Source organism: Blastochloris viridis, from assembly GCF_001402875.1.
Taxonomy (GTDB): domain Bacteria; phylum Pseudomonadota; class Alphaproteobacteria; order Rhizobiales; family Xanthobacteraceae; genus Blastochloris; species Blastochloris viridis.
The window spans coordinates 2,212,856-2,232,449 of the sequence record NZ_CP012946.1 but is presented as its reverse complement, the minus strand read 5'-3'; the positions used below and the strand labels follow the sequence as shown (position 1 = coordinate 2,232,449).

The following is a 19,594-nucleotide window of genomic DNA, read 5'->3' as shown; positions in this document are numbered from 1 at the left end:
ATGCTGCGAATTGAAGGTGTCGTCACCTCCTACGGCCACATCGAGGCGGTGCGCGGCGTCGATCTCGCGGTGCCACCTGGCGGCGTGGTGGCGCTGATCGGCCCCAACGGTGCCGGCAAGAGCACACTGCTCAACACCGTGTCCGGCCTGCTGCGGCCGCGCTCAGGCCGCATCATCTTCGAGGGGCGGGACATCACCGGCTGGCCGGCGGCGCGCATCGCGCGCTCAGGGCTCCTCCAGGTGCCGGAGGGTCGCCAGGTGCTGGGGCCGCTGTCGGTGGAGGAAAACCTCTTGCTGGGCGGGCTCGCCGCCACCGGGCGCGCCGCACCGCCGAAGCTGGAGGAGATATTCGCGCTGTTCCCGGTGCTGGCCGAGCGCCGCCGCCAGACCGCCGGCTCGCTGTCCGGCGGCCAGCAGCAGATGCTGGCGATTGGCCGCGCGCTGATGGGACGGCCGCGCCTCTTGGTGCTCGACGAGCCGAGCCTGGGGCTGGCGCCGATCATCGTCTCGCACGTGTTCCAGGTGTTGCGTCGCCTCAATGCAGACGGCCTCACCATCCTCCTGGTCGAGCAGAACGCGCGCCTCGCCCTCGCCATCGGCGATGTCGCCTATGTCCTCGAACAGGGCCGCATCGTCCGCTTTGGTGCGGGCGCCGAGCTCGCCGCCGACCCCGACATCATCGAGCACTATCTGCCGCGCTTCGCGGACGACGTCCGTCGCCGCGCCCCTACTGGAAAGGAAACCACATGAAGCGGATCCTCGTCTCCGGCGCCGTCGCCCTTGCGGCGCTCGCCACCTCGGCTGCTCATGCGCAGGAGGTCACCGTTGGCGTGCCGATCGCGGTGACCGGGCAGTTCTCGTTCGCCGGCTCATCCGGCCGCAACGGCATCGAGATCGCCCGCGAGGAGCTGGAGAAGACCGGCGGCTTCGGTCCGGTGAAACTTAAGCTCTTGATCGAGGATACCGCCAGCGACAAGAACCAGGCGGTGACGCTGGTCGACCGCTTCATCAAGGCTGACAAGGCGGCGCTGATCCTCGGCACCACCTCCAGCGTCGAGGCGTTCGCCGCGCTGCCGATCGCCCAGGAGAACAAGGTCCCGGTGCTGAGCATCGCCTCTGCCGACGTCACCAAGGTCGGCGACTGGGTGTTCAAGGCCACCACCACGCCGACCAAGATCATGGAGGCGCTGGCGCAGCAGTATCTGGAGCGCTTCAAGCCCAAGCGCGTGGTCTACGTCTTCAACCGCGACAACGACGCCTATATCGCCCAAAAGAACGGCATCAAGGATTATCTTGCGGCCAACGGCGTCGCCACCGTGGCGGAGGAGACCATCGTCGGCTCCGATACCGACTTCACCACGCTGGCGACCAAGATCGTCAACCAGGACATCGATACGCTGGTGATCTCGACTACAGCGGAATTGAGCGCCAACATCATCATCCAGGCGAGGCAGGCGGGGCTCTCCGACAAGGTGCGCATCGTCGGCACGCCGTCGTTCGCCTCGCCGCAGTTCCTGAAGGTTGGCGGCGCCGCGGTGGAGGGCGCCCTGTTCGTCTCCGACTATTTCACCGAAGGCACCAGCGAGCTGAACCAGCGCTTCGTTGCCGCCTACAAGGCCAAGTTCGGCGTGGCGCCCGACATCTTCGCGGCGATGGGCTACACCCAGCTCCACGTTGCCGTCACCGCACTCAAGGCCGCCGCGCCCAACCTCGACCCGGCCTCGATCCGCACCGCCATCACCAAGGTGAAGGATCTGCCGACCGTGCTCGGCAACGGCACGCTGTCGCAGACAGAGACCCGCACGCCGATCTATGGCGGCTTCGTGCTGACGGTGAAGAACGGCAAGTTCGTGCAGCTGTGAGGGACCGCGGCGGGGTCGTGCCCCACCGCCGCTCAACCATGTCCGATCATCACTCAGAGCCGCGCCGGGGCGAACGCGCCGGCCCGGCCTTCACCATCTGTTTCGGCGAGCGCGAGGTGCCGGCGTGGCCGGGCGAGTCCGTCGCCGGGGCGCTGCTCGCCGCCGGCATCCGCCACTGGCGCAACGCCGAGGACGGCTCGCCGCGCGGCCTGTTCTGCGGCATCGGCACCTGCTGGGAATGCCGGCTGGTGATCGACGGCAAGCCCGGCCAGCGCGCCTGCCGCACCCCGGCGCGCCCCGGCCAAGTGGTGCGCCGGCAGGAGGGGCTGGAATGACATTGCCCGACGTTGTGGTGATCGGCGCAGGCCCGGCGGGGCTTGCCGCGGCGATCGAGGCGAGCGGGCAGGGTGCCCGCGTCCTGCTGGTCGACGAGGGTGCACGCCCCGGTGGCCAGATCTTCCGCCAGTCAACGCCGGGGATCGGCGGGCCGCCGGTGCTAACTGCGGGCGAGGCGGCGCGGCGGCGCCGGCTGCTCGCCCGCTATGACGCCGCGCGCGGCGCGATTGATGAGCGGTTCGGCACCGCGGTCACCGCGAACTTTGACGGGCTCCAGGTGCTGGTCGCCGACGACACCTCGAGCCGCCTTGTGCAGCCGAAGGCGGTGGTGCTGGCGACGGGTTTGAGCGAGCTGACCGTGCCGTTTCCGGGCTGGACGCTGCCCGGCGTGGTCACCGCCGGGGCGCTGCAAACGTTGCTCAAGGCCGATGCCATCCGCGCCGGCAACCGCATCGCTCTCGCCGGCACCGGGCCGCTGCTGTTGGCGGTGGCGGCGCAATTGGTGACTGCGGGCGCGGATGTGCGCGCGGTGGCGCTGCTCAACTCGCCGTGGACGGCGCTGCGCCATCCCTTCGCGATGTGGGGCGCCCGCGCGGTGGTGCGCGATGGCTTGAGCTATCTCGCCACGCTGCGCCGTGCCGGCGTGCCGGTGCTGGTCGGCTGGGGGCCGCTGGCGGCGGAGGGTGGCACGGCGGTTGAGCGGCTGGCGCTGGCGCCGCACGGCGGCGACGGCCGCCTCAAGGCCGAGCACCGCAAGGTGTTCGAGGTCGACACCGTCGGCGTCAATTTCGGCTTCACCGCCAACAGCGAATTGGCGCGCATGGCCGGCGTGCCGGTGCGGTTCGACGCCCGCCGCGGCGGCTGGCTGCCGGAGCGCCAGGACGACGGCGCCACCCAAGTGCCAGGCCTCTATGTAGCCGGCGACGGCGCCGGGCTCGGCGGCGCGCTCGCCGCCGAGAGCGACGGCCGCATCGCCGGGGCGGCCGCGGCCGCCTTCGCCGGCTATCCCGCCAAAGGCTCGCTCGCCGAGGCTTATCGCGCCCGCGCTCGCCACTGGCGGTTCCAGGCGGCGATCGCGCCGCAGTTCGAGCTGCCGCCGGCGGTTTGGGACTGGGCGACGGACGACACCGTGATCTGCCGCTGCGAGGGCGTGCGCCGCGCCCGCATCGAGCGCACCATCGCGGACGGCCACGTCACCCTCAACGCCATCAAGCGCAATTCCCGTTCCGGCATGGGGCTGTGCGGCGGCCGGGTCTGCCTGCGCAGCGTGCTAGCGCTGTCCGGCCACGCCGACGACGCGGCTGCGGCGCCGATGGCGGCGCGGCCGGGCTTAAAGCCGGTGACGCTGGCGGCGCTCGCCAACCGCATCGAGGAGGCGTGACATGGGCTGGACCACCGATATCGCCGTGGTCGGCGGCGGTGCCTATGGCCTGTCGATTGCTCACGCGCTGCGCCAGCGCCGGCCGGACCTCTTTGTCACCTTGCTCGACCTTGGCGATTTTGCCAGCGGCGAGACCGGGCGCTGCGGTGCCGGCATCCGCGTGCAGTGGGGCGCCACCGGCAACATCCTGCTCAGCCTGCGCTCGCTTGAAATCTTCGAGCGCTTCGCCGAACTCTACGATTATCCCGACGGCATCGAGTTCAAGCAGACCGGCTACGTCATGCTGGCCTACACCGAAAGCCAGCTTGAGCTGTTTAAGACCAACCTGGTGATCCAGGCCAGATACGGCATCTTTCCCGACATCATCACGCAGCAAGAGGTGACGCGGCTGGCGCCGAGCCTCAATGTGGCGGGCGTGCTGGGCGCGGTGTTCTTCGATCGTGACGCGTCGCTGTCGCCGTTCCGCGTGCTCGACGGCTATGCCCGCGCTGCAAAGCGTCTCGGCGCAGACCTCCGCTGGGGTGTCGAGGTGCTCGATCTCGCGCGCGAGGGCGACGGCTTCGCGCTGGCAACGTCGGCCGGATCACTGGCGGCTGGCCGGGTGATCCTCGCCAACGACACCCGCATTCCGCAGCTGCTCGCGCCGTTGGCGCTTGATTTGCCGGTCAAGCCGCTGCCCAACCAGGCCTTCGTCACCGAGCCGCTGGCGCCGCTGCTAGACCCGTGCGTGATGTCGTTCGGCCACGAGATGTTCGTCAATCAGACGGTGCGCGGCTCGTTCGTGGTGGTGTGCTCGGACAAGGGCCGCAGCTTCGGCTTCGATTCCAAGCCGCGCGCCGACCTCTTTCCGCGTTCGGCCGAGCGCGCCATCTCGCTGGTGCCGGCGCTCGCGGGGGCGCGCTTCCTGCGCAGTTGGGGCGGGCTCTATTCGGTGACGCCGGACATGCAGCCGGTGCTGGGCGCGACCGCGGTGCCGGGCCTGTTCGTGGCGCTCTCCAGTGCCAAGGGCTTCATGACCTCGCCGGCCGCCGGCCGCATCATCGCCGAGTTGGTGGACGGCCTGTCACCGCCGGACTGGGTCGCGGCGCTCGGCCCCGACCGCTTCGACGGCCGCCCGCTGGAGAAGGAGCCGGCGGTGGTGTGATAGGGTTTCTGGCCGCTCAGGCCGGAGAACCGTATTCCTGTCGCTGAAAATCCCTCCCTCATCAGGGATTTTCAGCGAGGGGGTTGCCGGGAACCCGAAGGGATCTCCCGGAAACCGTGGAGTGCTGGCGACCCTCGCGCTTCAATCGGCGGGCGAGGGCGCTCGCGCTAAGCGACAGGCCCTCGCACAGCACGAAATAGACCAGGGTCAGGAACAAGAAGATCTCGACCGGATAGACCTGCTCGCGGCTGTTGACCTGCCCCGCGACGGTGGTCAGCTCCGGCACGTTGATGATGAAGGCGAGCGAGGTGTCCTTGATCAGCGACACCAGCAGCCCGACATAGGACGGCACCAGATTGCGCAGCGCCTGCGGCACCAGGATGAACCGCAACGTCTGGGCCTCGGAGAAGCCGGCGGCGCGCGCCGCCTCAAGCTGGCCGGCGGGCAGCGCCTCGATGGCGGCGAGCGTCGAGTACATCACCGCCGCCGAGGTGAACCACGCCAATGCGAGGATCACGGTGAGGGCGGAGGGTAGGTCGCCGCCGAGCAGCACCGGCAGCAGGAAATAGAGCCAGAAGATCACCAGGATCAGCGGAATACCGCGGATCAGGTCCGCCCACAGGAACAGAAGCCGCCGCGTCCAGCCCGAAAAGCGCCACGCCACCAAAGCGAGCATGATCCCCGCCGCCAAGGCCAGCACCGCCGCGGTGATCGCCATCACCAGCGTCAGCGTGAGACCGCCGAGCACGCGGTCGGCGGTCTGGCCGAGCAGCAGATAGTCGAGGTTGCGGCCGATCACCGAGAAATCGAGCATCACAGCGCACCTCCGCCGGTAGCGGCGAGTCGGGCCTCGGCGCTGGAACGGCGCAGGCTGCCCGGCCGGTGCGGCCCGAGCCACACCAGGATGCGGCTCATGATGAGCCCGATCGCGAGATAGAGCAGGGTGCCGGCGGCGAACGCCTCGACGGAGTGGGCATTGTAGCTCTCGATGGTGCGTGCTTGATAGGTGATCTCGGCAAGGCCGATCGAGCTTGCCAGCGATGACAGCTTCATCAGGTTGAGCAATTGGCCGACCATCGGCTGCCAGGCGTTGGCCACCGCCTGCGGCAAGAGGATGAAGCGCAGCACGTCGAGCCGGCCGAGACCCTGCGCCCGCGCCGCCTCGATCTGTCCGGCCGGCACCGCGGCGAGCCCGGTGCGCAGCTCTTCCGCCAAGAACACCGCGGTGAACAGCGCGAGCCCCCACGTCGCCACCAGGAATTCCGGCGCGATCAGCGGCACGCCCGGCGGCACCACCGCCCAGGCATGGTCGGCGGCGATCCACATCTTCCAGCCGCGCGGCAGCAGCGCGAACGCGGCGAAGTACCAGAACAGCAACTGCACCAGCAGCGGGGTGTTGCGGAACAGCTCGATGATGGCGATCGCCAGCCAGCGCGGCGGGCCCCGCTCGAGCCGCAACGTCGTGATGACGATTCCCAGCACCACGGCAAGCGGCGCGGCAACCAGCGTGACGGCGAGCGTGGTGACAACGCCTGCGGTCAGCCAGCCGAGCGCCGGCTCGCGCAGCAGCGCCGCCCAGTCGAAGCTGAAGATCACTCGACCTCCGCAAGATGAAGCGGCGAGTGGATCTGGCTGAGGAATCGCCGCGCGCGGGGATGAGAGGGGGCGAGGAAGAACCGTTCCGGCGACGCCTCCTCCAGGATCTCCCCCTCGTCGAGGAACAGGACGCGGTCGGCGAGTTGGCGTGCGAACCCCATCTCGTGGGTCACCACCACCATGGTGATACCGCTTCTCGCAACTTCGCGCATCACGATCAGCACCTCGCCGATCATCTCCGGGTCGAGCGCTGAGGTCGGCTCGTCGAACAACACGATGTCGGGATCGAGCGCCAGGGCGCGGGCGATGGCGACCCGCTGCTGCTGGCCGCCCGACAATTGATGCGGGAACGCGTCGGTCTTGTCGGAAAGCCCGACGCGTTCGAGCAGGGCCAGCGCGCACTGGCGCGCTGCCGCCTTGGTGAGGCCGCCGATGCGGCGCGGCGCGAGCGAGACGTTTTCCTCGGCGGTGAGGTGAGCGTAGAGGTTGAATTGCTGGAACACGAAGCCGATACGGCTGCGGAGCGCCTGCAGCGCGCGGCCCCGGAGGAGGGACACCGCGATGCCGTCAACCAGCACCTCGCCTTCTGAAATCGTCTCGAGGCCGTTGATGAGGCGGATCAGTGTCGACTTGCCCGATCCCGAGGGGCCGCAGATCACCACCACCTCGCCGGCGCGCACGGTGGTGCTGACGCCCTGTATGACGTGTAGCGCGCCGTGGTGCTTGTGCACATGGCGGAACTCGATCTTGGGTTTGATCTCGGATAGGGCAGTTTCGGGCGCCATGATGGATGCACGATGGGAGGCAGAACGCGTCATGCGGCACCTCCGAGTGGGAGGTGCCGCATGACGGGGGTGATCAAGGCCGCAAGGTCAGAGGCCGGCACTAATCTTGAAGTCGCGGTGCTGCGGGGCCGCGGTGCTTGGGCCGAACCAAGCGTCGAAGATCTTCTCCGCCTCGCCGCTCTTTTCGAGTTCGATCAGCGTCTCGTTGACCAGCGCAAGCACCGCGGCCTCGCCCTTCTTCACGCCGATGCCGATTTCCTCCCGCGTGAGCAGGTCGGGCAGGATCTTGAACTTTTGCTTGTCGGGAGCCTTCGCCAGCACGCCAGCCAGGATTGAGCTGTCCTGGGTCAGGGCGTCGGCGCTGCCATTGCGCAGCGCGGTGAAGGCGAGCGGGATGTCGTCGTAGGCCAGCACCTTGGCATTGGGATAGGTGGCGTGGATGAACTGCTCCTCGGTGGTGCCCTTCACCGCCGCGAACCGCGCGTTAGCAAAATCGGCGACCTTGTCGGACGCTTCAACTGGCACCAGGAACTGCTGGCCGGACACGAAATAGGGGATCGAAAAATCGACCACCTGCTTGCGCTCGGGTGTGATGGTGGCGTCGGCGACGATCAGGTCGGCCTTGCCCGACTGCAGCAGCGGAATGCGGTTGGCAGGATTGGTCGGCACCAACTCCAGCTTGACGCCGATCTTCTTGGCGATCGCCTTGGCGAAGTCGATGTCGTAGCCGACGATTTCATGCGTCTTGGCATCGACCAGACCGAACGGCGGGTTGGCGTCGAACACCGCAGCGCGCAGAACGCCGGCCTTGCGGATGTCGTCCAGTTGATCGGCGGACGCTCCGCCAGCGACGGATACTACCGCCAGCAAGGCCAAAGAGGCGAGTCGCGACAAGTGCATTGAAATTCTCCGTCAGAGAAATGCGAGGGCGCAACGCCGCTGTGCCGAATTTCAGTTCGACGACACCGGCAGATGAACGAACTATAGCGGTGACGGGATGGAGCGGGCTTTCGAAGTTGCGCGCGGCAAAAGAAGCGAATGCCAAGGCGGGAGACAAATGGAGAAGGAACCCATTCGATGCCAGATGTCCCAACAGAAATTCCCAAGCCCATTCGAGGCGAAAGCACCGGAAATGGAGCCGCGCGGTCCTGACGAGGGCCTGGCTCACGCGACCGCCTGGAGCGCCAGGGCAAGCTCGCCTCGGTAGGCTTCACGCAAGGTGTGCACGGCGTGGCGGAGGCGGAGCGTTGCTGCTCATGGCCGTCGGAGGCATGCGCCGAGGCGAACAAGCGGAAGACGTCGTCCCCGTCCGGCACCGCAAGTCAGTTGTTTGGCGGAACGCGCTATTCCCGCGCCAGGCGCTGGTGGTGATCGCGAAGGCGGCTGGGGATAGTTCGCGCGCAAGGCGTCCGAGAATGCGCTGGCGTGATCGTCCACGCACGGTGATCGAGACCGAACCGGGTCACGGGCTCTCCAAAGAGCGAATGCGCCGGGATTGGCGAGCCATACCAGGAATGCGGCGCCCACAGCGCGTGCTCCTATTGGCGGGACAAATCGGCGAGCTCGCCTCGCAGGCGCGATCGACGACCGCATGACACTCCAGGGCTGAGCCTCGGCGTCCTGCCGCGCACCATCAGTCCATATCGGCCGAGAGCTGCAATCGTTGTGTCTCGCGATGCCGCCGTTGCTGGTGCGCACGTCGCCGGGGCCAACAATGCGAACGTCCTCCGGACGCGACACCAACAAGGAGACATTTCTCGTCAGCGGCCAATATTCACAATAGTCCAACATATGATCTATCCGACAAATCGATATTATAGAACTATCGGGCAGCTGCTCGCTTAAGCTCACCAACGATGGTGGACGAACATGGACGAGCGCGTTCCGCAACCGCGACGGCGGGTCGTCGAGTGTGGCGCCGCGCGCGGGCCACGGGGACTCCTGCCCCGTTTACCTCGCACGAACGGGGTCGCTGACGACGGAGCGAAGGAGATCGCGGACGTCGGCCGCTCCCGTGCCGAGGCTCCACCCGGTGCGGCCAAGGCCACTGACCTTTCCCACTTGGAGATCGTTCCGGCCCGGCACCCGGGCCGGACCATCGGCTCGATCTTCGCCGCGATGGTGATCGTCGCGGTGCTTCATTCGACGTTCACCAACCCGCGGTGGGGCTGGGGCATCTTTCTCGAATGGTTCTTTTCCGAGCCGGTTCTGGTCGGCCTCGGCCGCACGCTGCTCCTAACCTTGCTCGGCGCGCTGTTCGGCTTCACGCTCGGCACTGGGCTCGCGCTCGCGCGGGTATCAAAGTCGCCGGTTCTTGTCGCGTTGTCGTGGACCTTCATCTGGATCTTCCGGTCGATCCCACTGATCGTCCTCCTCTTGATCCTCAACAACCTCGGCTATCTCTACGCAACGGTGACGCTCGGCATCCCCTTCACCGGGATTGACTTCGCGACCTGGAACACGACGCAGCTCATCACGCCGTTCGCTGCGGCCGTGCTGGGGCTCACGCTCAACCAGGCAGCGTTCAGCGCCGAGATCATTCGCGGCGGCATCCTGTCGGTCGACCAGGGGCAGCTCGAAGCGGCCGCTGCGCTCGGCCTGTCGCGCCGGCGCCAGGCGTTCCGTATCGTTCTGCCGCAGGCGATGCGCTCGATATTGCCGGCCGCATTCAACGACATCATCGGCCTCGCGAAGGGGACATCCAACGTCTACATCTTGGCGCTGCCGGAGCTGTTCTACACCATCCAAGTGATCTACCGCCGAAACCTCGAAGTGATCCCGCTGTTGATGGTGGCGACGGTGTGGTACCTCGTCATCTTGACGGTGCTCTCGGTGGTGCAACGCGGCGTCGAGCAGCACTTTGCGCGCGGCGCGTTGCGTGACCCACCGCCGTCGGCAATCGACATCTTGTTACGTCGGTTCGGAACCCCTCGCCGTTCGCTTGTGCGCGCCGTCGCTGCTGTGGCGAGCTCACCCGCCGCAGGCGCGTCTTTCGAGGTCCATGGCGGCGCGGTCGAGATCCATAACGTCACGAAGCGCTTCGGCACGCTCAGAGTGCTCGATGATGTCTCGCTGACGCTTGCTCCGGGGAGCGTCACGGCGTTGATCGGACCATCGGGTTCGGGCAAGTCGACGCTGTTGCGGTCGATCAACCATCTGGAGCGGGTCGACGCCGGATTCATAGCGATCGACGGTGAGCCGGTCGGCTATCGCCGCGTCGGCGATAAGCTGTTCGAACTCCGGAAATCGGAGATTCTGAAGCGCCGTGTCGACGTCGGGATGGTGTTCCAGACCTTCAACCTGTTTCCGCACCTGACTGCACTCGAGAACGTGGTGGAGGCGCCGATCGAGGTGCGCGGCCGGCCGCGGGCCGAGGCGGAGGCCGAAGCGCTCGAACTGCTCGCCCGGGTCGGGCTTTCCGACAAGACCGACGCCTTTCCTCGCCAGCTGTCCGGCGGCCAGCAGCAGCGCGTCGCCATCGCGCGGGCGCTCGCGCTGAAGCCGAAGGTTCTGCTATTCGACGAGCCCACCTCGGCGCTCGATCCAGAACTCGTCAACGAGGTCCTCGATGTCATCGAGGAGCTCGCCCGCTCCGGTGTGACCCTCGTCATCGTCACGCACGAGATCGGTTTCGCCCGCCGCGTCGCCGATACCGTGGTGTTCCTCGAAGGTGGCCGCATCGTCGAGGTCGGCCCCCCCGAGCGGGTGCTCGAGCAGCCCGATCACGAGCGCACCGTCCGGTTCCTCTCCAAGGTCCTCTGACATCGAAAAGGAGTCCTCATGCCTGCCCACGCGTCCCGCCGCGGCGTCCTCGCCGGCGCCGTCGCCGCCTTCCTCGCGCTCGCCGTGCCCGCATTTGCCACGGACGAGATCGACTTTGGGCCCGCCCAGGCGGGGCGGGTGCGGGCAACCAAGGTCGATGCCGCCGCGAAGTTGATCCCGACCGACTACAAGTTCGTCACGCCCGGCAAGTTTACCGTCGCCGCGATTCCGAACAGGCTGCCGTTCTCGGTGCTGGCGACCGACAACAAGACGCCGATCGGATCGGAGCCAGACATCGCGCAGCTCGTCGCCGACGTGCTCGGCCTCGACCTCGTGCTGGTGCCAATTGCCTGGGCCGACTGGCCGCTCGGGCTCGCCTCGGGCAAGTTCGACGCGGTGATCCATAACGTTACGGTGACCGAGGAGCGCAAGGAGAAGTTCGATTTCTCGACCTACCGCAAGGACCTCCTCGGCTTCTACGTCTCGCAGACGAGCAAGATCGAGAGCATCTCCAACCCGGAGGACATCACCGGACTGAAGATCATCGTCGGCGCCGGGACCAACCAGGAACAGATCCTGCTTCGCTGGATTGAGGCCAACAAGGCCAAGGCGCTCGCGCCGACCGAGCTGCAATACTACGACGACGAGGTGGTGCTCGACCTCGCTGTGCAGTCGGGTCGCGCCGACGCCTATTTCGGGCCCAACGCCGTCTCGGCCTTCAAGGCGACCCGCCAGAACAACCTCAAGCTAGTCGGCACTTTTTCCGGAGGCTGGCCGGTCACCGCCGAGATCGCGGTGGCGACGCGCAAGGGCTCCGGTCTCGCCGACGCGGTTACCGCGGCGCTCAACGCCCAGATCGCCAACGGCAACTATGCCAGGCTGCTCGCGCGCTGGAACCTCACGGCCGAGGCAATCCAGGCGTCGCAGACCAATCCGCCCGGCCTGCCGAGGAAGTAAGCCGCGGCTTAAGTGGTCCCGGGTTGTGCGAGGGATGGGCGAGACCCGAAAGGAGAGGCTGTTGCGGAGACAGGGCCATGACGCCGACGTCGTTCACACTGGCGAGATTTCTCCCTCTCCCGCCGGTCCGGAGGAACCTTCCGGCAAGCGGCGAGGAATCCGCCTCGCGCTCGCCGGCGCGCTGCTGACAATGGTTCTGGCGGCCCTCGACCAGAACATCGTCAACACCGCACTGCCACGCATCGTCGGTGATCTCGGCGGCATGGCGCATCTATCGTGGGTCGTCACCGCCTTCATGCTGACGGCGACGGTCACGACTGCGCTCTACGGCAAACTCTCCGATCTGTACGGGCGCCGCATGTTGATCTTCGTTGCCGTCGGCCTGTTTCTTCTCGGCTCGTTGGCCTGCGGCTCGGCGAGGTCAATGGGCGCGCTCATCGTTTTTCGCGGCCTCCAGGGCTTGGGGGCGGGCGGCCTGCTCGTGCTCGCCCAGTCGGTAATCGGCGATCTGATCGCGCCGCGCGACCGGCCGCGCTTCCAGGGCCTGTTCACCGGCACCTTCGCGCTCGCCTCGGTGGCCGGCCCGGTGCTCGGCGGCGTCATCACGCAGATGATCTCGTGGCGCTGGGTGTTCTGGATCAATCTGCCGATCGGCTTCGTCGCGGTGGCGATGATCGCCCTCGCTTTGCCCAAATCGCCCGAACGCGAAGTCGCGCACCTCGACTGGATCGGCGCGGCCCTGCTCACCGGCACCACGACAGCGTTCCTCTTGCTGCTCGCCTCGGGCGGCGCCGAGTTCCCATGGATCTCGGCCGAAGGCGCCGGACTGGCGGCTGCGACGGTGATCCTGGCCGCGCTGTTCATCCGCCAGGAGAGCCGGGCGGCGGACCCGATGATTCGGCTCGCGCTGTTCCACAATGCGGTGTTCACGCGCGGCGTGGCGGTGGGCGGCATGATGGTGTTTGCGATGATGGGCTCGACCGTGTACCTGCCGCTCTATTTCCAGCTTGTGCTGGGCATGATGCCGGCCACCGCCGGAGCGATGCTGCTGCCGCAGGTCGTCGGCATGGTGGCCACCTCCATCGTCGGCGGCCGCATCGTGGCGCGGCGCGGCCGCAACCGGCCCTTCCTGCTCGTCGGCATCGGGCTGGAAGCGGTGGCGCTCGCAAGCCTCGCGGTGTTCGCCTGGATCGGCGCCTCGCCGCTGGTGTTCCTGGTATCAATGGCCTTGCTCGGACTCGGCATGGGCATGCCCAACATCACGGTGGCGGTGCAGAATGCGGTAGCGCACCGCGAACTCGGCGCCGCCACGGGCGCCATGACCTTCGTGCGCTCCCTCGGCGGTGCGCTCGGGGTTGCGACCTCCGGCGCCATCATGGCGCAGCGCCTTGGTGGCGCGTTCGATCATATCGCGGGCATCGACATCGCCGACCTGATGGCCCACGGCGTCCAGGCCCTGGAGCATGTCGCGCCGGCGCAGCAGCTGATGGTCGCGGACATCTATCGTTCGGCGTTGACCGGCTGCTTCCTGCTCAGCGCCGTGGTGATGGCCGTCGCCTTCATCCTGGTCATCGGCCTGCCCGACGTCGTGCTGCGCGACGAAATCGGCGCCGATTGAGACGCCGTCGGGCCGGTCAGGTCGGAGTGGTGAAGGTCATTCCGTTGACAAAAACAGCAATGATTGTCAGAATAAGTGGAAGAGTCGATGGTAAAAGCTAGTCAGCGCAGGGGAGTGGTATGTTTTATTTCAGTGTACACACTTTTTTAGAATGCCATACTATTACATTGATTTGGCGGGATGAATTTTCCCAGGGCCTGCGGTGGCAAACTATCGGCCGCTAGAGGTGATATCTGTCGTGTTTTGACGTCAATGACGGTTCGGTTCGGGAACGGTGCAAAATTGCGTCGTTGTCTGCAGCAATCCCGCCCGAGCTGAGACCGATCGATCCGGCGATGTCGTGGCCTCGCCGAGCCGTCCACATTCCGCCGAGGGCTCTGCATGGCGGGAGCGCCGCAACCCCTGAGAAGAGCTGGGCGGATCGGGTGAGCGGACAGTTGACTTGGTGCTACGAGGGCAAACGGGCGGCGCAACCTAAGAGGAGGACCATGTGGCGATCAATCTGAAAGTGGCGTCGGTCGAGAGCCGCGAGCAGCGTCTTGGCACAATCATCAATTGGGACGGCAAGGCGAGCGATCTCGCCGACCAGTCCGGATTCTCGCGTGACGGCTGTGGCGCGCGGTGCGGAATTTCCGGCGGAAAGGTTCCGCGAATTTGCGAGCTGGAAAGCCCCTTCACGCAAGGCACGGGGTGTAGTGAGCAGATCGTCGAAAACCAGGCCAGTCACATACGCGATGCGGTGCTGATCCACCACGCGCCGATTGGATGCAGCGCGCTGCACGCCAGCACGAGCGCATCATATCGAAAGGGCCTCGCCGCACGTGACATGCCGGTTGCCGACGCGATCAGCATCTCCACAAATCTCGGTGACTCCGACATGGTCTATGGCGGCGTCGAAAAACTGCGGGACGCCATTCACAAGGCCTGGGAACGACACCATCCCAAGGCGATCTTCATCGCCACATCATGCGCGACGGGGATCATCGGCGATGACGTCGAGAGCGTCACCAAGGCGTGCGAAGAAGAGCTCGGGATCCCGGTCGTTCCGGTATTTTGCGAGGGCTTCAAGTCAAATCACTGGAGTTCCGGCTTCGACGCGATCCAGCATGGCATCCTCCGCCATATCGTCCGCAAGGCCCCGCGTCGGAAGCAGGATGATCTCATCAATCTGTTCGTGCTGTCGGGCGCGGACGTCTACACCGACATGCTGGGGCAGTTGGGCCTCAGGGCAAATTTCGTGGTCAATCTGGCGACTGTCGAAGGTCTCGAACAGATGTCGGAAGCGGCGGCATCGACCAGCTTCTGCTATACGTTTGCGACCTACCTTGGTGCTGCGCTGGAGCGGGAATTCGGCGTGCCCCAGATAAAGGCGCCACAGCCGTTTGGCTTCGCCGGCACCGATGGCTGGCTTCGTGCGATCGGACAGGCGCTGAACAGGCAGGAGCAAGTCGAGCAGTATATTCAACGCGAGCACGAGCGAATCGGGCCGCGTGTCGAAAAATTGCGCACCGAGCTCCGTGGTCTCAAGGGCTTTGTCGTGATGGGGCCGGGCTATGCCCACGGCATCATCGGCATCCTCCGCGAACTTGGAATAACGGTGGAGGGATCGGTCGCCTATCACCACGACCCGATCTACGACAGCCCGGACACCGAGCGCGATACGCTGGGGTTCATGCTCGATAGCTACGGAGATATCGAACACCTCAGCATCTCCAACGGACAGTCGTACCGGTTTTTCAACATGCTGAAACGGGTCAACCCCGATTTCATAATCTTCCGCCACAGCGCGCTTGGATCTGTGATCAACCGCCTTGGTCTGCCAGTGATTCCGCTTGAGGCGGATGCGAGTTTTCCCGTTGGCTACCAGGGCCTTGTCAATATCGGGGAGGAAATACTGGCCGTTCTTGCGCAAAGGAAATTCCACGAGGATCTCGCCGCCCACACAACGCTTCCCTACAAGGCGTCATGGCTCGCAGAGCAGGACCCGTTCGCGCTGGCGCGCCGAGTTGGAGCCTGACCGGCCATGGTTCTCGTCCCCCTGAAGAAGCGAGCAGAAACGAAACCGGGCCGGTCGGATCTCGCTGGCCCGATCGAGCAGGCGCGCTATGTGTGCTCGCTCGGAGCTATGCAATCCGCCGCTGCGATTCCCGGTGTGATTCCCATCACCCATTGCGGGCCTGGCTGCGTCAGCAAGCAATATCGGAGCCTCGTCTACGCCAACGGCTATCAGGGCGGCGGCCGGAGCGGCGCCGGCGTGGCACCGAGCACCAATGCGTCGCAACGGGAGGTGATCTTTGGAGGTGGCGATCGGCTTCGCGAACTGATCGAAGCGACGCTTGATATTCTCGACGCCGATTTGTTCGTCGTCGTCACCGGGTGCATCTCCGATCTGGTCGGAGACGATGTTGGCTCGGTCGTTCGCGACTTCCAAAAGCGCGACGTGCCGATCGTCTACGCCGAGACCGGCGGCTTTCGCGGCAACAACTTCATCGGCCACGACGTGGTGACACGCGCGATCATTGATCAATTGGGCGGCGAGCCCGACCACGCCACCCAGCGCGGGCTCGTCAATCTGTGGTCGCTGCTTCCCTACCAGAACACGTTCTGGCGCGGCGATCTGGCCGAGATCAAACGTGTGCTGGAGGGCATCGGGCTTAAGGTGAATGTGCTGTTTGGGCCTTCCTCGCACGGCCTTGCGGAGTGGAGAACCATCCCGCAGGCACAGTTCAACCTCGTTCTGTCGCCGTGGCTCGGGCTTTCCACGGCTCGTCACCTCGAAGCCAAATACGGCCAGCCATTCCTGCACGTTCCGGTCATCCCGATCGGCGCCAAACAAACCGGCGAGTTTCTCCGCGAAGTGGGCGCCTTCGCCGGACTGCCGGGCGCTGACGTTGAAAAATTCATCAAGGCCGAAGAAAAAGAATATTACGATTATCTTCTGTCATTTTCAGAGTTCTACTCCGAGAGACGCTCGGCCATGCCGACGCGGGCTGCCGTCATCGGCGATGCGGCTTATGTTCTCGCGTTGACCAAGTTCCTGGTGCGCCAACTCGGTTTCATCCCGGCTCGACAGATCATAACCGACAACACGCCCGGGGAGCACCGCGACGCAATTCGAGATGCGTTTCGCGCCATCGATCATGATGTTTCAACTGAAGTCGACTTCATCGAAGACGGCTACAATGTTCATACGCTGCTTCGCCAAACCGATTTCGGCCACAAGCCACCGATCTTGTTTGGAACAAGCTGGGAGCGCACGATCACGAAAGAGCTCGATGGATTTCTTGTCGAAGTCGGCTTTCCGGTTTCGCACGAGGTCGTGATCTCGCGCTCCAATGTCGGCTATCGCGGCGCGTTGACGTTGATCGAACGAATATACAGCACGATCGTGAGCCGAAGTGGCTGAATGCACACGGTCGAGACCCATAAGTGATGGGTGGAACGGCTGCGCAGCAGCATGTGAGTTTCGTTGAGAGATCTGCGACTTCGGCGCAGCGAAACCGGCGGGCAGGACTGCCTAGGAGTTGCCGTCCGATTTGGCTTCCGGTATCGCGGCGGAGCCAAAAATGACCGCCGTCATTCCCTCGGCCGCGCACAGGCGGGGCAGGGCGGTCGCGGCGTTGCCGGTGCTTGCGGGGGTGACGACGCTGGCGCCGGCGGCCCGCGCCACGGCAAGCGCGCTGACGCGATCCTTCAAGGCGCCGGTGGGTTGGCGCCCCTCGTTAACATGACGCAGTTACCTGCCGATGATTATCGACGTGTTGCCTATTTGGAACGGGCGCCAGTCGGCTCATTGAGCCGGCTGTGCCCGTCGGGGCGGCGCTGAGTTGTGCCGCATTCGACACCATCCATCCCTTATCCCGCACCCTTGCGGGGCTTTTGATCCTCACGGTTGGGCATGGTGACCCGCGGCGGTGGGCGGCAGGAATGGCCAGGCCGCTGGCCCAAGCGCTGGCGTGCCTGCGCCGCGGCGTTGCGGGCGTCCGCTAATCATCGCCACTAGGAGCCTGTCCGAGAAGTCATGGCTTTTCGGCGACGGATCTGATTCAATCGCCTGCATGAGCAGGCATTTTCGGCCGTGGAAGATCGACCAGACGCAGCTTTTCCCGCCGGCGATCACGGACTATGTGCCGAAAGATCACCTCTCGCAGTTCGTGATCGCCTTGGTGCGCGATGGCCTTGATCTGGATGAGATCTTTGCCAGCTACAAAGGCGAGCTGGGTCAGCCGCCGTACGACCCTCGGATGATGGTCGCTCTGCTGCTCCACGCCTACTGCACCGGACTGTACTCGTCACGGCGAATTGCCAAAGCCTGCACCGAGCGGGTCGACTTCATGATGATCGTCGCGCACGATGCGCCCGATTTCCGCACCATCGCCGACTTCCGCAAACGCCATCTGGCGGCGCTCGCCAACCTGTTTGTCCAGGTGCTGAAGCTGGCCGAGGCGGCTGGGCTGGTGAAGCTCGGGCACGTCGCGCTCGACGGCACCAAGATCAAGGCCAACGCCTCCAAGCACAAGGCGATGAGCTACGGGCGCATGCAGGAGCGTGAGGCGGAGTTGCAGGCGGAGGTCGACCGCTGGCTGACGAGCGCGGAGGCCGCCGACGCGCAGGACGACGCGCAGCACGGCACGAGACGCCGCGGCGAGGAGATGCCCGACTGGGTGGCCGACAAGACCAAGCGCCTGGCCAAGATCCGGGAAGCCAAGGCCGCGCTCGAGCAGGAAGCCGCCGCGGCTGCGGCCGCCAAAGCCGAAGCCGAACGCCAAGCGGAGGAGGCGCGCCGCGCCGAGGGACGCAAGCGGCCGGGGCCGCCTCTGAAACCCCGCTCGGACGCGCCGGCCCCCAAGACGCAGCGCAACTTCACCGATCCCGACAGCCAGGTGCTGCTGACCAAGGACGGCTACGTCCAGGGCTACAATGCTCAGGCGGCGGTCGACGGCGCGGCGCAGATCATCGTGGCCCACGGGCTGACCAAGAGCATGAGCGACTGCCCGCAGTTGGTGCCGCTGGTCGAGGGCATCGAGGCTCATCTCGGCCGCAGGCCGAAGGAGGTCTCGGCGGACGCGGGCTACTGCAGTGAGGCAAACCTCGCCGCGCTCGCCGCCCGCGACATTCGTGCCTATGTCGCCATCGGTCGGGCCAAGCGGCCGGCCGAGGCTTCGCGGAAGCTGGGCGGGCCGCTCACCCAGCGCATGCGCCTGACGCTGAAGCGGGCCGGCCACCGCAGCCGATATCGCCTGCGCAAGCAGATCGTCGAGCCGGTGTTCGGCCAGATCAAGCAGGCGCGCGGGTTCCGACAGTTCCTGCTGCGCGGTCTGGCAGCGGTTCAGGCGGAATGGGCGTTGATCTGCCTCGCCCACAACATCACCAAGCTCGCGAGAGCCGGGTGAGCGAGACACGCCACGCTCGGACACCGTGCCAACGGATTATCTGGACAGGCTCCTAGCTAATGGGACCGGGACCTGTGTGCGGCGGTCGACGATACCGACGTGAAAGCGGCAATGGTCACGATCGCTGAGGTTCTGAGCGGTTCCGAGACTTCGGTCGCGAGCAAGTTATCGCGAAGCCGCCGGCTGTTCGTTGGTGACGGCGGAAGACATGGGAGAGATGTTGTAGGAGGTTGAGGTAGGAATCCAACTCGTGTGTGGCAAGGTCGACTATGACCACCGTCTTGCACCGAGACGTCGCGGCCCGGGTCCGTTCCGTCCCAGCTCGTCGCCAGGATTGCGCAGCGGGCATTCCTCCAGCGAAAGGCAGCCGCAGCCGATGCAACTGGTGATCTGGTCGCGCAGCTGGGTGAGGCTGACGATGCGCTGCTCCAGCATCTCCTTCCACGCCTTGGCGAATCGCACCCAGTCGTCCTTGGTCGGGACGCGATCGTGGGGCAGATCCACCAGCGCGTCACGGATGGTTGCCAGCGGAACACCGGCGAGCAACGCCACGCGGATGATGGCGATGCGGCGGAGCACCGAGCGGTGATAGCGTCGCTGGTTGCCGTCGGTGCGCCAGCCCACAATCAGTCCCCTTGCCTCATAAAAATGTACCGTGGACACCGCGACGCCGCTCCGCTTCGCGACCTCGCCGACGGTGAGGGCGGTTTTGAGGGAATTGTCGCTCACGGCCGAACCTCACCTTTGGTCGGGGAATAAC

The 19,594-nt window shown here is 65.8% G+C and carries 16 protein-coding genes; 11 read left to right on the top strand and 5 right to left on the bottom strand.

The window, feature by feature from the left end; translation table 11 throughout:
- The 5 genes from BVIR_RS09860 to BVIR_RS09840 are packed head-to-tail and all read left to right on the top strand — an operon-like array spanning window position 1 to window position 4,723.
- Window positions 1-750, top strand: coding sequence for an ABC transporter ATP-binding protein (locus BVIR_RS09860; protein ID WP_055037513.1), 750 nt, complete (start codon window positions 1-3; stop codon window positions 748-750).
- Window positions 747-1,862 (top strand): ABC transporter substrate-binding protein, encoded by a 1,116-nt coding sequence (locus tag BVIR_RS09855; RefSeq protein WP_055037512.1) that lies wholly within the window; start codon window positions 747-749, stop codon window positions 1,860-1,862. Before BVIR_RS09860 ends, BVIR_RS09855 begins: the two co-directional genes overlap by 4 nt.
- A gap of 38 nt (window positions 1,863-1,900) precedes the next feature.
- Window positions 1,901-2,197 (top strand): (2Fe-2S)-binding protein, encoded by a 297-nt coding sequence (locus BVIR_RS09850; protein WP_055037511.1) that lies wholly within the window; start codon window positions 1,901-1,903, stop codon window positions 2,195-2,197.
- Window positions 2,194-3,579, top strand: a complete 1,386-nt coding sequence (locus BVIR_RS09845; protein WP_169788599.1) for an FAD/NAD(P)-dependent oxidoreductase — start codon at window positions 2,194-2,196, stop codon at window positions 3,577-3,579. Before BVIR_RS09850 ends, BVIR_RS09845 begins: the two co-directional genes overlap by 4 nt.
- Window position 3,580: 1 nt before the next feature.
- Window positions 3,581-4,723, top strand: coding sequence for an NAD(P)/FAD-dependent oxidoreductase (locus BVIR_RS09840; protein ID WP_055037509.1), 1,143 nt, complete (start codon window positions 3,581-3,583; stop codon window positions 4,721-4,723).
- A gap of 61 nt (window positions 4,724-4,784) precedes the next feature.
- On the opposite strand, the gene BVIR_RS09835 is transcribed toward BVIR_RS09840, so the two are convergent.
- The 4 genes from BVIR_RS09835 to BVIR_RS09820 all read right to left on the bottom strand — a co-directional run bounded on the left by BVIR_RS09835 (window position 4,785) and on the right by BVIR_RS09820 (window position 8,004).
- A complete protein-coding gene (locus BVIR_RS09835; protein ID WP_055037508.1) occupies window positions 4,785-5,537 on the bottom strand; it encodes an amino acid ABC transporter permease in 753 nt (250 codons plus the stop codon).
- On the bottom strand, window positions 5,537-6,319 hold the full coding sequence (locus BVIR_RS09830) for an amino acid ABC transporter permease (RefSeq protein WP_055037507.1): 783 nt from the start codon (window positions 6,317-6,319) through the stop codon (window positions 5,537-5,539). Before BVIR_RS09830 ends, BVIR_RS09835 begins: the two co-directional genes overlap by 1 nt.
- Complete coding sequence (locus tag BVIR_RS09825; protein WP_055037506.1) at window positions 6,316-7,104, bottom strand: amino acid ABC transporter ATP-binding protein; 789 nt, start codon at window positions 7,102-7,104, stop codon at window positions 6,316-6,318. Before BVIR_RS09825 ends, BVIR_RS09830 begins: the two co-directional genes overlap by 4 nt.
- 87 nt (window positions 7,105-7,191) lie before the next feature.
- The gene (locus tag BVIR_RS09820; protein WP_055037505.1) at window positions 7,192-8,004 is read right to left on the bottom strand and encodes an ABC transporter substrate-binding protein; all 813 of its coding nucleotides are present in this window, start codon (window positions 8,002-8,004) and stop codon (window positions 7,192-7,194) included.
- Between the two features lie 969 nt (window positions 8,005-8,973).
- On the opposite strand from BVIR_RS09820, the gene BVIR_RS17365 reads away from it, so the two are divergent.
- From BVIR_RS17365 to BVIR_RS09780, 6 genes are all read left to right on the top strand, one after another.
- A complete protein-coding gene (locus BVIR_RS17365) occupies window positions 8,974-10,866 on the top strand; it encodes an amino acid ABC transporter permease/ATP-binding protein (RefSeq protein ID WP_082416927.1) in 1,893 nt (630 codons plus the stop codon).
- Window positions 10,867-10,884: 18 nt separating this feature from the next.
- Window positions 10,885-11,823: an ABC transporter substrate-binding protein gene (locus tag BVIR_RS09805; RefSeq protein WP_055037504.1), complete on the top strand. Its 939-nt coding sequence runs from the start codon at window positions 10,885-10,887 to the stop codon at window positions 11,821-11,823.
- Entirely contained in the window at window positions 11,738-13,441 is a 1,704-nt protein-coding gene (locus BVIR_RS09800; RefSeq protein ID WP_197604434.1) for an MDR family MFS transporter, read from the top strand. Before BVIR_RS09805 ends, BVIR_RS09800 begins: the two co-directional genes overlap by 86 nt.
- Before the next feature lie 490 nt (window positions 13,442-13,931).
- Window positions 13,932-15,458 (top strand): nitrogenase component 1, encoded by a 1,527-nt coding sequence (locus BVIR_RS09795; RefSeq protein ID WP_055037502.1) that lies wholly within the window; start codon window positions 13,932-13,934, stop codon window positions 15,456-15,458.
- A gap of 6 nt (window positions 15,459-15,464) precedes the next feature.
- Entirely contained in the window at window positions 15,465-16,847 is a 1,383-nt protein-coding gene (locus tag BVIR_RS09790) for a nitrogenase component 1 (RefSeq protein ID WP_055037501.1), read from the top strand.
- 652 nt (window positions 16,848-17,499) lie between these two features.
- Window positions 17,500-18,834: an IS1182 family transposase gene (locus tag BVIR_RS09780; protein WP_055036131.1), complete on the top strand. Its 1,335-nt coding sequence runs from the start codon at window positions 17,500-17,502 to the stop codon at window positions 18,832-18,834.
- Window positions 18,835-19,101: 267 nt separating this feature from the next.
- On the opposite strand, the gene soxR is transcribed toward BVIR_RS09780, so the two are convergent.
- Window positions 19,102-19,563: a redox-sensitive transcriptional activator SoxR gene (gene soxR / locus BVIR_RS09775; RefSeq protein WP_055037499.1), complete on the bottom strand. Its 462-nt coding sequence runs from the start codon at window positions 19,561-19,563 to the stop codon at window positions 19,102-19,104.
- Window positions 19,564-19,594 lie beyond the last annotated feature (31 nt).